Genomic DNA, 13,119 nt, shown 5'->3' with positions numbered 1-13,119 from the left:
GCACCTGGCCACGCTGCGCCAGACGCGCGAAGCCTGCATTGCCGTGCCCTACTTCACCGTGGCGCCGCACCTGCTGGTGGGCACCGACCTGGTGTTCACCACCGCGCGCCATTTCGCCATGCAGTTCGTGGACACGTTGCCGCTGGTGGCGGTGCCTGCGCCGCAGGGCTTTCCGCGCATGCGCTTCTACCAGCTGTGGCACGACCGCTCGCAGCACGAGCCGGCTCACCGCTGGCTGCGCGGCATCCTGGCGGCGGTGGCGTCCGGGCTGGCGCGGCCTGATGCGGCAGCTGCCGACGCACAGGCCGCCTAGCGTCAGTGCGCTTCTGGCGCGCTTGCCGTTGCGCTCAACCGGTAGCCGTGTCCCGGAACCGCCTGCAGCTCCAACCCGTGGCGTCCGGCACTCAAACCGAGCTTGCGGCGCAAGCGGCACACATTGGTGGAGAGCACCCCCGAGCCGCAGCGAGGGCCGCGGTCCCATACCAGCGAGCGCAGTCCGTGGTGGGTCAAGACCCGGTCGACGTTCCTGAACAATGCGATGGCCAGTTCGAATTCATTGGGCGTCAGTTCGACCCGGGTGCCGGCCACCTGTGCGCTGTCCGCGGAGAGGTCGAGGCGAAACGCCCCCCATTCGACGAACATGTCCAGCATCGGTGTCTGTCGCTGCTGCAGGAAGGACCGCATCAGCAGGTACGTCGCTTCGAATGAAGACGGCGTGACCTCCACGTGATCGGTCGCGTGCACGTGCAAGACCGCCAACTCGCGGATACCGCGTTTTCCGGCGCACAGGACCAACGGGCAATCCGGGCCAACCTGTTCCCGCACCTGGGCCATCAGTGCGCCTGCAGTGCCGACGTCGACCGGGCACGCCACGACCACGGCGGCAAAGCGGGGTTCGAAGTAGCGGCACGCCTGTGTCAATTCCAATGCGCTGCTGAAGACCATCGGCCAGTGGCCGAGCCTGCGAATGGCACGCCCCATCTGGCTTCGGGTCTGGAGGTCGGGGTCGATCACCGCAAGGGTGCAGGACTCGGACTCGCTCAACAAGATGGGCAGCCGCCGCGTGGTCAGGAGGGGGGTGGGGACAGTGCAATGACTCTGCTTCAAGGATCGCTCCAGAGATGGATCGGACTTCGCATCGCTTTTTGGGCAAGTTGAATATCGGGCCGGGACAGCCAGCAAGGGGTGGTCCCGTTTCTTGCGATCCATTGTTTTCGCCGGGCGGTTTTTCTCGAATAGGGATGCATCGAAAAGCCGGGGCCACGGTTTCGGGATTCCTCGAAAGTGGGCGCACGAGGCCCCGCTCGATCTAACGGCGCAAGACCTCGAAACGCCCCGCGCCTTCCCATGTGCTTTCTCCCGCGACGCGCGTCGCTGCGGCCCCCACGAACGGCTCGATTTCCAGCTGTACCGTCAGGCGCTGACCCTGGGCCAGGCCTGCGCCGTCTATCGCAGACATCCGGTCGCCGGGCCGAAGGACCGGGGACGGTGCCACGCCCGTGGCGTCCACCTGCGATGCAGCCAGGCGAACCGGTTTGCCGTCGAGCTGCGCATCCAGAATCCTGAGCGTGAAGCGATCGTTCCTCGCAAACCGAAACCCCGTGTCGTCCGCTGCCGCCCCCTGAAACGACAGCGTCATCGCCGTGCGTTCGACGCACACCGCCGTGAGCGTCACCCGGCGTTTGCCCAGCGAAGCGCGGGCGGGGTCGGGCTGGCGTTCCATCAGCTGCGCGCGGGTCGTGCGTCCATAGTCGACGAGCGACTCGCTCAGTTGCGCATCGCAGCGTGCCGATGCCTGTGCATGCACCGGCGTTGCGGCCAGCACGCCCAGGGTGGCAAGTGCGGCAAGCGCCGTGCCTCGTATCGTGGTGGTCATTGCGGTGCTCCCATGGCCGTGCAAGTGGCGTTGGCCGATTCAAAGTAGGTGGATGCGTCGGACGTCTCCGGCAGCGAAAAATCGAGCCTGCAGGTGTCGCCGTTCGACAGCGTGACCTTCAGGTTCGCGCCGCCCTGCACGTCGGGCAGAAAAACCTGCCCACCGTCCACGACCGAGGTGAGGTACTGGTTGTCGCCGTCGACCACCGCCAAGCCCTTTTCGAGCACCCTCCCCTCGGGGCCGATGGCTTTCAGGAGCACCCGGCGGGCATTGATCACACCGAAGCGGATGTGGTTCACCGATCCGCGGCCCGCTTCGAGCTCCTGGTAGCCGTTCACCAGGTCGATGTTGCGAGGCAGTGATTTGGTCGAAATCTCCAGCCGGCTCGTGTGGTACGGGAGCAGCCGGGGCGCGACCGCGCGGCCCCAGGCATCGGTCCATACCGGACCTTGCGGCGTGACGATCTTGACGCCGGACACGCCCCCCACCGAGACGATGCCGAAGGTGTCCTCCACAGGGTACGGCGAGAACGTGACGCCGTTCTTGTGCGCGACGATGCCGCCCTGCAGCTGCCCGCTGTAGGTGGTGCTCGCGCCGTTGCGCGAGAGCCCCAGGTTGGCCTGCGTGTAGCGCGCCTGCAGGCTCAGGCGCCCGTCGATGTTGTTCTGCCCCTCGCGGCTGTCCCGCTCGGTCGAGACCTGGTAGCTCACGGCGTCGTTGACGCGCTCGTTGAGCGTGGCGCCGGTGCGCATGCGGTTGTCGTAGCGGTTGACGTATGTCTTGACCGTCTTCGAACCCAGCGGAATGCTCACGGTGACATAGGCCGCATGCCTGTTGTCGAAGCGCCCGAGGTCGCCGGTGCTGTGCTCCACGTTGAACGACACCGTGGCGTGCTTGAACGACTTCACCCACGCGCCCGTCATGCGCTGGATGTTTCGCCCATTGAAGTTTGTGGATTGCGAATAGGCCAACCGGAAACCGCCCCAGTCCGGGTGGGTCCAGCCCACGGAGCCCGCGTACTGGCCCTTGTAGCGCTGGCGCGTCCACCCGGTGTCGAGCAGGTTCGCGTTGACCGTGTCCGCGAGGTCGCGAAAGCCCTGGGTCTGCTGCGTGACGCTCATCGACGCCGACACGGTGGGCGAGACCGCGCTGCTCACCGAGGCGTTGACCTGCGTGCCGCGCACGCCCTCGCCCGCGGCGTGGGACACGGCCTGGCGAAACCCCGCCATCGTGCCCGGCACCAGCATGCGATTCACGGACCATGCCGCGGCCTGGTAGCGCGAGGCCGCCATGGCGCCCGCCGTCAGGTGGGTGGACGTGTCCAGCGCCCAGGTGCCGGTGCCCGTCGCCACCCAGGGCTTGTCTTGCGATCCTCCGTTGCCATAGGGCCGGTAGCGGCCTGCAGCGAACGCGTAGCCCGTCGTCGTGCGAAAGGCGGTGGCGCCCAGGGCGGCCGCTGGAATGGTGAACGGCCGGCGGGAGCCGTCGACCTCGATGACCGTGACTTCCAGGTCGCTCGAGCCGTTGAGCAGCGGCAGGCCCGTCAAAGAAAACGGCCCGGGTGGGACGACCGTCGAGTAGATGAGCGCGTTGTTCTGGCGCACCTCCACGCGGGCCTGCGTGTGGGCGATGCCTTCGACCACGGTGCCGTTGTCGCGTGCATCCGCGCGCAGGGCGTCCTCCGGGACGATCTGCACGCCCAGGATCGGATCCCCCGGGAAGATCGAACTGGCAATGTTGATCTGGCCGCCCTGCACCGTGGCCCCCAGGCCGGTCAGCGTCTTCTGGCCATAGGCATAGAGGTGCTGCACCCTCTCCTTGCCGTTCTGCGACGCGTAGCTCTGCCGGCTTCGAAAGATCCAGTCGCCGACGTTCAGGCCGGCTTCGGTGCTCAGCGAGCGGAAGGTGCTGGCGCCACCGGCATGGCGGCTGTCCATCGTCAGCACGTCGTAGTTCAGAAGGCCGGCGACGCCGCCGCGGCTGAAGGTGTCGGCCCGCGTGCGGGGCCGAAATGCATCGGTCGGCACGATGAGGCGGATCTCGTCCTTGCCGGGACGCAGCTCGATGATCGTGCCTGGAAACCGGCGCTGGAATTCACTGCAGGCCGCTGCGTCCTTGTCTTTCTTCGGCGCGTCATCCGTCCCGCCGTCCATCACGAGGCCGGCCTTGTCCCGCAGCGTCTTGTCGAAGCACAGGCGACCGTCTGCATCGAAGGTGGCTGGCACCAGCCCGCGGCGCTCGTCGTTGACGAACAGCGTCACGACGCTCGTCCCCGTGCGAAAGCGGGCTTCGTGCTGGAAGTACTCGGCCAGCTTCGGGTCGATGCCGCGCTGCCTGAGCACGTCCAGGTCGAACGCGGCGCTCGGCTTCTCCTTGAGGACCTCTTCGATGACTGCGGCGCGGTCCTCGCCGGCCAAGGCCAAGGCCAAGGCAAAGGCCGAAGGAGACACCAGCAGCACCGAGAGCATCGCCGGCAGACCGACCGACAAGCCTTTGGTGCGCCCTCCCCCCACGGCCGCAGCCATCGTCAGTGCGCCGCGAGCGTGGCGTCGTAGCTGGCCACCGTGAAGCCATACACCGTCGCAGGCACCAGCCGCACCGTGGCGGCACCCTTCGCTGCGGCCGGCACGGCGACTTCCACCGTCTCACCGGGAAGCACATAGGGGCGCGGCAACTCGACCGTCGTGGTCGACGGAAGCAACTGAACCGAGGCGGCCAGGCGTACGACGTACGGGCTGTCGTTCACGACGCGCAACTTGTCGATCCCGACCGACCATTTCAGTCGTTTCCAGGGCTGGTCGTCCTGCGCCAGGCCCTTGGGATGAATCAGCACCGGCAGGTTCTGGCGAACGTTCATGGTCACGCGCACGCCCGGCGCCATGTTCTTCGGCGGGATGCCTTCGAAGATCACGCGCCGCAAGCGCTGCGTCTTGAGCGGCTGCCGGGTTTGCAGCAGAAAGCGCACGAGCTGTGTTTCGCCGGGCTCGACCCGGGCGACCGTCGGGGTCACGATCAGCAGCGTTTCGTCGTCCCCGGGGATGCCCGTCAACGACGTGAACATGAGGGCCGGCTTGGCGTCCGTGTTCTTGACGTTGATGCTGGCTTCGCCATCGCTCTCGTTGACGATGACGACGGAGGTCTCCGGCAGCATGCCTGCGGCATGAAGCGGCAGCGGGGCCAGGCCCGCGATCAGTGCGGTCGAGGCAGACAGTGCGAAAACAAAAGTCGCGGGGATGAAGTTCATGGTTCTCTTTCCTCTTTTCGGACGAGCGCGTCCGCCGTCTCGAAAGGACGTTTCGAGAAGAATCAAAAAATGGGGATGGATCGACGAGCTGTAGGTCGGCCCCGGCTCCAGCTGGCGGCACGGCGTCGATTCCGGTCGGTCTCGGCGCGATGCCCGGTTGCCCTCAAGGCCGCAGCGCGCCTGGGAACAAGATGTCCTGCAGAGGGTTGCGCCAGGCGCCATGGCCGGCACCCCCCGGTATCGGGCGGAGGACCCGCCCGATGCCACCGTGTGGCTTACAGGTAGACGACTTCAAACGTCGACAGGCCGTCCAGCGCGATCTTCTGGGTCAAGGGCAGGTTGCTTCCCTTGTCGATGGCGGTCACCACACGGAGATCGGCGGTGATGGAGGTGTGGGCGGCGGGCACCGTTCCTGTGGCGCTGCCAGCGAATGCAAATATGGTGCCGCCGTCGCCGACCAAGCCGCCGTTCGCGTTGAGCCAGGAGGCGCCGTTGTCCCCGCTCAGAAGGAGCTTGGTGGCGCCTTGATCGGGGGTCGATTTCGTGATCTGCATCGAATAGGCGCCAATGTTCTTGCCATCCGCAGCGCCCAAGCCGAACTTCATTACCGGGCTGTACCCCGGGATGGTTTCCAGCGAAGTGACTGTGGTCGCAGCGCGTTCGTCGACCACCTTGAAGGCGAACAGCGCAGGCGCTTCGCAGGTCAGGGTCAGTTGGGTCGACTTTTCCGCGAGCGTGGTCTGGGCCGTCGGGTTCAGCGAGCTGGCGGGCATGGTGCCATAGTCGACCACGCCACCGCCTGCAAAGGCAGGCCTGCAAGCGGCCGGCACGATGGTGCCGGTGATCCGGAGTTGGGCACTTTCGGCGCCCGCATGGACGGGCGCGAGCATCACGGCGGCCACGCCGGCGATCATGGCAAGGGTTGCAATTTTCTTCACGGGTATTTCCTCAAGGACTTCACAAAACGGGCGGTTCGTCAGCCGTTGCTTACAGGTAGACGAGTTCAAACGTCGACAGGCCATCCAGCGGGATCTTCTGGGTCAAAGGCAGGTTGCTGCCCTTGTCGATGGCGGTTACCAACCGCATCTCGGCCGTGACGGATGTGTGGGGGCTTGGCACCGTTCCCGTGGGGCTGCCGGCGAATGCAACGAGCCTGCTGCCGTCACCGGCCACGCCGCTAGCAGAGCCCACCCAGTTGGCTCCGCCTGTCATGCTCAAGATGTGCGTGGTGGCGCCTTGATCGGAGGTCTCATTCGCAATCTGGAACGAATAGGCGCCAATGTTCTTGCCTCCCAACGCGCCCAGTCCGAACTTCGCTTTCGCGTCATATGTCGGGACGGTGGTCAGTGAAGTGACCGCGGTCCCAGCGCGCTCGTCGATCACCTTGAAAGCAAACAGCGCTGGCGCCTCGCAGGTCAGGGTCAGTTGGGTCGACTTGTCCGGGAGCGTGGTCTGGGCCGTCGGCTTCAGCGAGCTGGCCGGAATGCTGCCATAGTCGATCACACCGCCGCCTGCGAAGGCGAGCCTGCAAGCGGCCGGCACGATGGTGCCGGTGATCTGGAGTTGGGCGCTTTCAGCGCTCGCCTGGACGGACGCGAACATCGCGGCGGCCACGCCGGCGATCACGGCAAGGGTTGCAATTCTCTTCACGGATACTTCCTTAAAAACTTCAATGTCGCGGGGGCGGCCTGGAGCCAGTCCCGAATCTCGACCTCGCGACGACAGGGCCTCGCGCAGCCGTCCGTCGTGGTGGTCACGCCGTCCGCCCGCCAAGTGATGAGGCGTTGGCGCCGGGCCCTGCTCGATACCGCCGTGTGACTTACAGGTAGACGACTTCGAACGTCGACAGGCCGTCCAGCGCAATCCGCTGAGTCAGCGGCAGGTTGCTGCCCTTGTCGATGGCGGTCACCACACGGATATCGGCCGTGACGGAGGCGTGGGGGCCTGGCACGGTGCCCGTGCTCGTGCCGGCGAATGAAACGATCTTGCTGCCGTCCACAGTCAAGCCGCCCGCAAAGGCCGACCAGGTGGTGCCGCCGTCCGCGCTGTTGATGTGTTGGGTCGCGCCGTTGTCGGCGGTCTCTTTCGTGATCTGCAACGAATAGGTGCCGATGTTCTTTCCATCCACAGCGCCCAGGCCGAACTTCGAGTCCGCGCCATACGTCGGGATGGTTTCCAGTGAAGTGACCGCGGTCCCCGCGCGTTCGTCAATCACCTTGAAGGCGAACAGCGCAGACGCCTCGCAGGTCAGGGTCAGCTGGATCGACTTGTCAGCGAGCGTGGTCTGGGCCGTCGGGTTCAGTGTGCTGGCAGAAAAGGTGCCGTAGTCGACCACGCCGCCCCCAGAAAAAGCGGGCTTGCAGGCGGACGGCACGATGGTGCCGGTGATCCGGAGTTCGGCACTTTCGGCGCTCGCCTGGACAGGCGCGAACATCACGGCGACCACGCCGGCGACAGCGGCAAGAGCTGCAATTTTCTTCATTACTATTTCCTCAAGAATTTCAAAAAAAGTTTCAACGACGGATTCGTTGAAACCCACCCATGGCCCCGAAGCGATGCTTTTTGAGGGCATCGGAACAGGCCCGAATCCGAAAATCGATGCGGCATCTCGAGCGCCTTGCACCTCTTCCAGGAAGCCGGCGCCTGTGAGCCTTTTCGGTCCGGTTCATTGTTCTTTTCGGGTGTTTTTTCCGATATAGGAATGCAACGAAAAATCGGAGGGGCGATCTAGGGATAGTTCTAAATTCCGATCCAGACGGCAGGCGCGAAAGCGTTCTTCCCCTCTGGAACCGGGTCGACATCCATCGTCATGCGTGGGGCCACCCCCCTCGTTTGGACGGTATTGACGTGTTGGCAAGCGGCCTACGATCCGTCCACTGGAATGTCCTGATGACACACCTCGCCGCGCAGCCTCTTCGCCTGATGGTGCTCGATGATCACGCGGTCGTTCGGCATGGCCTGATCGTCAGGCTGGCGGACGAGCCCGGCCTGTCGGTGGTCGGCAGCCATGCCACCAGCCGCGAACTGCTCGACGCCCTGGCCACCCTGCCGGCAGACATCGTTCTCATGGATTTCTCGCTCGGACCTTCGGACATCGACGGGCTCAATCTCATCCGGGCACTGAAGGTCCGGCATCCGCGCAGCAAGACGATCGTCGTCTCTGCGCACTACAGCGCGGCCACGGTGGCACTGGCGCTGAAGGCCGGCGCGCGCGGCTATGTCGGAAAGAACCAGGAACTGAGCGAGTTGATGGCGGCCATCCGCACGGTGGCCAAGGGCCGGATCCACCTGCATCCCGACATGGCGGCGGACATCGCGACCCACGCCGAAGCATCGTGGGGCCGCACCGACGCCGAAGCGCTCACGAAGAATCCCCTGCTGTCCCCGCGCGAACGCGAGGTGCTGCGCTGCTGCCTGGAAGGCATGTCGGTCACGCAGATCGCCGCGAAGTTCTCTCGCAACGTGAACACCATCAGCACGCAGAAGCAGGCGGCGTTCCGCAAGCTGGGCATTCGAACGGACAACGAGCTGTTCAAGATTCGCCACCAGCTGGACAAGACATGAGGCACTGGAACTCCTTCCGGGCGGTGGCCATGTGGATCATGGGAACCGCCATGGCGCTCCCGGCCGGCTCCGCGTGGGCGCAGACGCAACCCGTCTTCACCGAGGAAGAGCATCGCTGGATGAACGCAAACCCCGTCGTGCGGTATGCAGCGGACACGCGGCTGAGCCCGCTGGAGTACATCGAGCACGGCCGCTACAAGGGACTGATGGCGGAGTACCTCGACGCGGTCGCCCGCAAATCGGGCCTGCGCTTCGAGTTGAACCCCACCCAGGACTGGCAGGAAGCCCAGCAGGCCTTTCTCGATGGCAAGGTCGACATGTTCCCGAACGCCAGCGCCCAGCGAACCACACGCGAGGTCGGCGCGAAACTGCGTCTGACCGATCCCTTCTTCGTGGCGCAGACCATCATCGTCACGCGGACCAACGCCCCGATCGTCCTCACCATGAAAGATCTGGACGGCAAGGTGGCAGCCGTGCGCGGCGGGGGGTCTTACGCCCATGTTTTCGCCGAACGCTATCCCGGTGTCCGCGTGCTGCCAACCCGCGAGCCGATGGAGAGCCTCGATGCGGTGATCGCGGGAGAAGCCTACGCCGCCATCGGCTCCGACGCGGTGTTTCTGCCCATGATGCGCCGCAGGCATGCGCGTCAGTTGAGCATCTCTGGCACTGTTGGCGACCTCTTGTACATCGCCCAGATGGGCGTGCGCGCCGACCTGCCGCTGTTGCACGCCATCGTGGCGAAGTCGCTGGCCAGCCTCTCGGCGGCGGAAACCGGTCAGATGAACGACCGATGGCTGGAACAGACGGACTTCGGCGAGCCGTCGCTGCTGTCGATCATCCGGTACCGCTTGCCGCAGCTGCTGATGCTGCTCGGCACGGTCGTGCTGCTCGGCTGGTTCGCCTGGCGCGCCCGCGTGGCGCAACGCGCCGCACAGAAGAGCGAGCGCACCAAGTCGCACTTCCTGGCGGTCATGAGCCACGAAATCCGCACGCCCATGAACGCGGTGCTGGCCTCCATCGAGATGCTGGAGCACACACCGATGGATGCGCGCCAGAAGCGCTTCACGCGCACCGCCTCGGCCGCCGCCGAAGCGCTGCTGTCGCTGCTGGACGATGTGCTCGACCTCTCGAAGCTGGACGCCAAGCGCCTCGAACTCGAACTGATCCGCACCGATGTCGACGCGCTGGCGCAGAAGGTGGCGCATGTGGCGCGGGTGAACGCGCAGGAAAAGCAGCTGGTCATCGAGGTGCGCACGACCAACCCGTCGGGCCGGCAGGTGCTGATCGACCCCACACGGTTGCGGCAGGTGCTCCTCAACCTGGTGGGCAATGCCGTGAAGTTCACCGAGCGCGGGCGCATCGATGTGACGCTGGCGCTTGTGGACGGTGGTGACATGAACGGCCGGCTGACGGTCACCGTGAGCGACACCGGCATCGGCATCGCGCCGTCGCAACAGGCCGCTGTCTTCGATGCCTACGCGCAGGCCGACAACGCCACCACCCGGCGCTTCGGCGGCACGGGCCTGGGGCTGACCATCTGCAAGGAGCTGGTCGAGTTGATGGGGGGCGAGATTCGTTTGACCAGCCGCCTTGGCGCAGGCACTTCGGTCGAGTTCGCCTTGCCGGTGCGGCTTGCATCGCCCGCACAAGCATTGTCCAAGGATGCCGCTGCGGCGCTTGGCCTGCCGTCCTCCGGTGCGGCGGCCACCGTGCTGGTTGTGGAGGACCATCCGGGCAACCAGTTCATCATTGCCGAGCAACTGCGCACGCTGGGGTACGAAGCGCGGATCGAAGCCGATGGCGCGGCGGCACTGGCTGCGCTCGAGCCGCCGCATTCCTTCGCGCTCGTGCTCATGGACTGCCACATGCCCGGCATGAGCGGCTACGAAGCGACGCGCCGCATCCGTGAGCGCGAGCGCGAGACGGGTGCCAGCCATCTGCCCGTGATCGCGATTTCGGCCGCGACCGACTTGGCGCATCTCGAGAAATGCATGGACAGCGGGATGGGCGGTGTGCTCAAGAAGCCACTGCGCCTGGACGAGCTGTCGAGCATGCTGCAGCTCTGGCTGGGCGGCGCGCCGTCGCCGCAACCTCCTGGCACCGCGGTGCCACCGCAGCTGCACGAGGCCATGGCGGAAGAACTTGCTGCGTTGCGCAGCACGTTCGCTGCGGGGGATGCCACAGGTGCAGCGCACCATGCGCACCGGCTCAAGGGCGCGGCATTGATGGTTGACGCTGCGGCCGTGGCAGCGTTGGCAGACGCATTGGAGGGAGTCGCTCGCAGCGATACAGCATCCAGCGGCACGCGCATAGCGGCACGGCTGGACCAACTCGAGCTGGCGCTGTCGGCCGCCGGGCTGCTGCCCGCGGCCGCGGCTTCCTGACCAGACGCCGCCCTACGCCCCCGCCATCCGTTCCTTCATCAACCGGCGAAGAATCTCCAGCGCTGGCGCCTCCGTGCGCTGGCGCAGGGTGACGAGCCCGAAGCGCGCCGTGCCGCGCATCGGCGGCTCCATCCGCAGCTCGACCAGGTCGGGCGCCGACTCGTGCACCGCGAGCAGCACCGTGTCGCTCTGGCGCACCACGTCGGCAATGCTGGGCAACTCTTCGCACTGCAGGGTCACGCAGTTGGCAGGATGGGCCTGCGGGCCGTAGGTCTCGACCAGCCCGCGCGCCACCTCGTCGCTCAGCGGCGTCGAGGCGATCGGATAGCGCTGCACCGCCTCGAAGCTCACGCCCTTGCGCAGCCGCGCGAGCGGATGGCCGCGGCGGCACAGGAAGGCGCCACGCAGCTCGTACACGTGGGTCAGCGCCAGGTCGGGCGCGGGCTTGAGCGCGCGCGCATCGACCACCAGCGCATCGAGGCTGCGCTCGCGCAGTGCCTGCGCCAGCAGGTCGGTGCTGCCACGCGCGATTTCCGTGCGCACGGCCGGATGGTGCTTGGCCATGTGCAGCAGAAAGGGCGTCATCAGCAGCGCACCCGGCCCGGAGCCGAGGCCGATGCGGACCGTGCCGCCCTCGCCTTCGCGCATCTGCCGGCCGCGGTCGCGCAGCGCCTCGGCCTCCGACACCAGCAGCCGCGCGCGCTCCAGCACCTCGCGCCCGAAGGCCGTGAGCTCGTTGCGCCGGCCGATGCGGTCGAACAGGGGCATGCCCAGCTCGTCTTCGAGCGCGCGCACGCTGCGGCTGAGCGCGGGCTGCGTCAGGTGCAGGGCCTGCGCCGACTTGCTGAACGAGCCCGTGTGGGCCAGCGAAATCAGGTGCCTCAGTTGAACCAGCGTCATGGCGAAAGCCTCGTTATTTCGAATGCATTGGACTCATGCTAATACAGACAACAATGCATTGGACGTTCGACAGGCTCGCTCCTAGCATCCCCTTGCATCCGGCCACACGAGCCGGCTTCCCACGAAGGAGACATGATTTGACGACCTCGTTCTTCCGTTCCGCGCTCTGGCTCGCCTGCGGGCTGATGCTGGCCGCGGGCCCTGCCAGCGCCGACAGCTTTCCCACCAAGCCCGTGAACCTGATGGTCCCCTACCCGGCCGGCGGCCCTTCGGACGCCACCGCGCGCATCTTCACCGTGCCGCTGGGCAAGGCACTGGGCCAGCAGGTGATCGTGGAGAACCTGGGCGGCGTGAGCGGCGCCATGGCCGCGCAGAAGGTGCTGGCCGCGCCGGCCGACGGCTACTACATCTTCCAGGGCTCGCCCAACGAGATCATCCTGTCGCCGCTGGCCAATGCGGCCGTCAAGCTCAAGGCCGAAGACTTCCGCATGGTGCATCCGGTCGCCGAGGCCGTGATGGTCTTCGTCGCGCGCAAGGACCTGCCCGCCAACAGCGTCGACGAACTCATTGCGCTGGCGCGCAAGTCGGCCGACAAGCCGCTGTCGTACGGCAGCGTGGGCATCGGCTCGCTCTACCACCTGATCCTCGAGAAGGTGCAGCTGGACACCGGCGTGAAGCTCATGCATGCACCCTACAAGGGCAACGCGCCGCTGCTGCAGGACATCGGTGGCGGGCAGGTCGACTTTGCCGTGCTGGTCTACAGCGCCGCCATGGGCGCGCTGGCCGAACAGGGCCGGCTGAAGATCCTCGGCCAGCTCGGCGGGCAGCGCTCTGAACTGCTGAAGAACGTGCCCACGGCCAGCGAAGGCAAGGAGCTGAAGAACGTCAACTACAAGACCTGGAGCGGCTTCTTCGTGCGCAAGAACACGCCCGAAGACGTGGTGCAGAAACTGCACCAGGCCATCGGCACGACGCTGAAGGAATCCAGCGTGCGCGAGCAGCTCGCGGCCCAGACGCAGCAGGCCTCGCCATCGACCACGCTGGCCGAGTCCGCGAAGTTCTACGAGGCCGAAACCGCGCGCTACCGCGACATCGCCAAGTCCATCCGACTGGAACCCCAATGAGCAGCACCACCGCCCTCCTGAACGACC

The 13,119-nt window shown here is 66.2% G+C and carries 11 protein-coding genes and 1 pseudogene; 4 read left to right on the top strand and 8 right to left on the bottom strand.

Annotated features, from left to right (window positions below):
- Positions 1 to 313, top strand: a pseudogene (locus AAG801_RS33910) (LysR family transcriptional regulator); the annotation flags it as partial.
- A gap of 2 nt (positions 314 to 315) precedes the next feature.
- Here the strand turns inward: AAG801_RS33910 and AAG801_RS33905 are convergent.
- From AAG801_RS33905 to AAG801_RS33875, 7 genes are all read right to left on the bottom strand, one after another.
- Complete coding sequence (locus AAG801_RS33905; RefSeq protein ID WP_341892365.1) at positions 316 to 1,014, bottom strand: winged helix-turn-helix domain-containing protein; 699 nt, start codon at positions 1,012 to 1,014, stop codon at positions 316 to 318.
- 295 nt (positions 1,015 to 1,309) lie between these two features.
- Entirely contained in the window at positions 1,310 to 1,876 is a 567-nt protein-coding gene (locus tag AAG801_RS33900; RefSeq protein ID WP_341892364.1) for a hypothetical protein, read from the bottom strand.
- Positions 1,873 to 4,401: a fimbria/pilus outer membrane usher protein gene (locus AAG801_RS33895; RefSeq protein ID WP_341892363.1), complete on the bottom strand. Its 2,529-nt coding sequence runs from the start codon at positions 4,399 to 4,401 to the stop codon at positions 1,873 to 1,875. The genes AAG801_RS33900 and AAG801_RS33895 overlap by 4 nt, the downstream gene beginning before the upstream one ends.
- 2 nt (positions 4,402 to 4,403) lie before the next feature.
- A complete protein-coding gene (locus AAG801_RS33890) occupies positions 4,404 to 5,120 on the bottom strand; it encodes a fimbria/pilus chaperone family protein (RefSeq protein ID WP_341892362.1) in 717 nt (238 codons plus the stop codon).
- 275 nt (positions 5,121 to 5,395) lie between these two features.
- A complete protein-coding gene (locus AAG801_RS33885; protein ID WP_341892361.1) occupies positions 5,396 to 6,058 on the bottom strand; it encodes a DUF1120 domain-containing protein in 663 nt (220 codons plus the stop codon).
- A 49-nt stretch (positions 6,059 to 6,107) separates the two neighbouring features.
- Positions 6,108 to 6,770 (bottom strand): DUF1120 domain-containing protein, encoded by a 663-nt coding sequence (locus AAG801_RS33880; protein WP_341892360.1) that lies wholly within the window; start codon positions 6,768 to 6,770, stop codon positions 6,108 to 6,110.
- Between the two features lie 169 nt (positions 6,771 to 6,939).
- Positions 6,940 to 7,692 carry a DUF1120 domain-containing protein gene (locus tag AAG801_RS33875; RefSeq protein ID WP_341892359.1) on the bottom strand — a complete coding sequence of 251 codons (753 nt, stop codon included), beginning with the start codon at positions 7,690 to 7,692 and terminating at the stop codon, positions 6,940 to 6,942.
- 317 nt (positions 7,693 to 8,009) lie between these two features.
- Here AAG801_RS33875 and AAG801_RS33870 point away from each other — a divergent pair, with 317 nt between their 5' ends.
- Together AAG801_RS33870 and AAG801_RS33865 are read left to right on the top strand one after the other, a co-directional pair.
- Entirely contained in the window at positions 8,010 to 8,684 is a 675-nt protein-coding gene (locus AAG801_RS33870; RefSeq protein WP_101491509.1) for a response regulator transcription factor, read from the top strand.
- The gene (locus AAG801_RS33865) at positions 8,681 to 11,068 is read left to right on the top strand and encodes an ATP-binding protein (RefSeq protein ID WP_341892358.1); all 2,388 of its coding nucleotides are present in this window, start codon (positions 8,681 to 8,683) and stop codon (positions 11,066 to 11,068) included. Before AAG801_RS33870 ends, AAG801_RS33865 begins: the two co-directional genes overlap by 4 nt.
- Positions 11,069 to 11,080: 12 nt before the next feature.
- Here AAG801_RS33865 and AAG801_RS33860 read toward each other — a convergent pair whose 3' ends face one another.
- Complete coding sequence (locus AAG801_RS33860) at positions 11,081 to 11,968, bottom strand: LysR family transcriptional regulator (protein ID WP_341892357.1); 888 nt, start codon at positions 11,966 to 11,968, stop codon at positions 11,081 to 11,083.
- A gap of 185 nt (positions 11,969 to 12,153) precedes the next feature.
- Here AAG801_RS33860 and AAG801_RS33855 point away from each other — a divergent pair, with 185 nt between their 5' ends.
- Positions 12,154 to 13,092 (top strand): tripartite tricarboxylate transporter substrate binding protein, encoded by a 939-nt coding sequence (locus tag AAG801_RS33855; protein WP_341892366.1) that lies wholly within the window; start codon positions 12,154 to 12,156, stop codon positions 13,090 to 13,092.
- The last annotated feature ends 27 nt before the right edge of the window (positions 13,093 to 13,119 follow it).

It is taken from the genome of Variovorax sp. YR752 (assembly GCF_943372545.1).
Note: the sequence above shows the minus strand (reverse complement) of the source record. Positions and strands in the feature narration are given on the sequence as shown.

Bases quoted from the DNA above. Each gene is read 5' to 3' on its own strand.
- AAG801_RS33900 (WP_341892364.1), bottom strand. From the start codon at position 1,876: ATGACCACCACGATACGAGGCACGGCGCTTGCCGCACTTGCCACCCTG.
- AAG801_RS33895 (WP_341892363.1), bottom strand. From the start codon at position 4,401: ATGGCTGCGGCCGTGGGGGGAGGGCGCACCAAAGGCTTGTCGGTCGGT.
- AAG801_RS33890 (WP_341892362.1), bottom strand. From the start codon at position 5,120: ATGAACTTCATCCCCGCGACTTTTGTTTTCGCACTGTCTGCCTCGACC.
- AAG801_RS33875 (WP_341892359.1), bottom strand. From the start codon at position 7,692: ATGCCCTCAAAAAGCATCGCTTCGGGGCCATGGGTGGGTTTCAACGAA.
- AAG801_RS33870 (WP_101491509.1), top strand. From the start codon at position 8,010: ATGACACACCTCGCCGCGCAGCCTCTTCGCCTGATGGTGCTCGATGAT.
- AAG801_RS33865 (WP_341892358.1), top strand. From the start codon at position 8,681: ATGAGGCACTGGAACTCCTTCCGGGCGGTGGCCATGTGGATCATGGGA.
- AAG801_RS33860 (WP_341892357.1), bottom strand. From the start codon at position 11,968: ATGACGCTGGTTCAACTGAGGCACCTGATTTCGCTGGCCCACACGGGC.
- AAG801_RS33855 (WP_341892366.1), top strand. From the start codon at position 12,154: ATGCTGGCCGCGGGCCCTGCCAGCGCCGACAGCTTTCCCACCAAGCCC.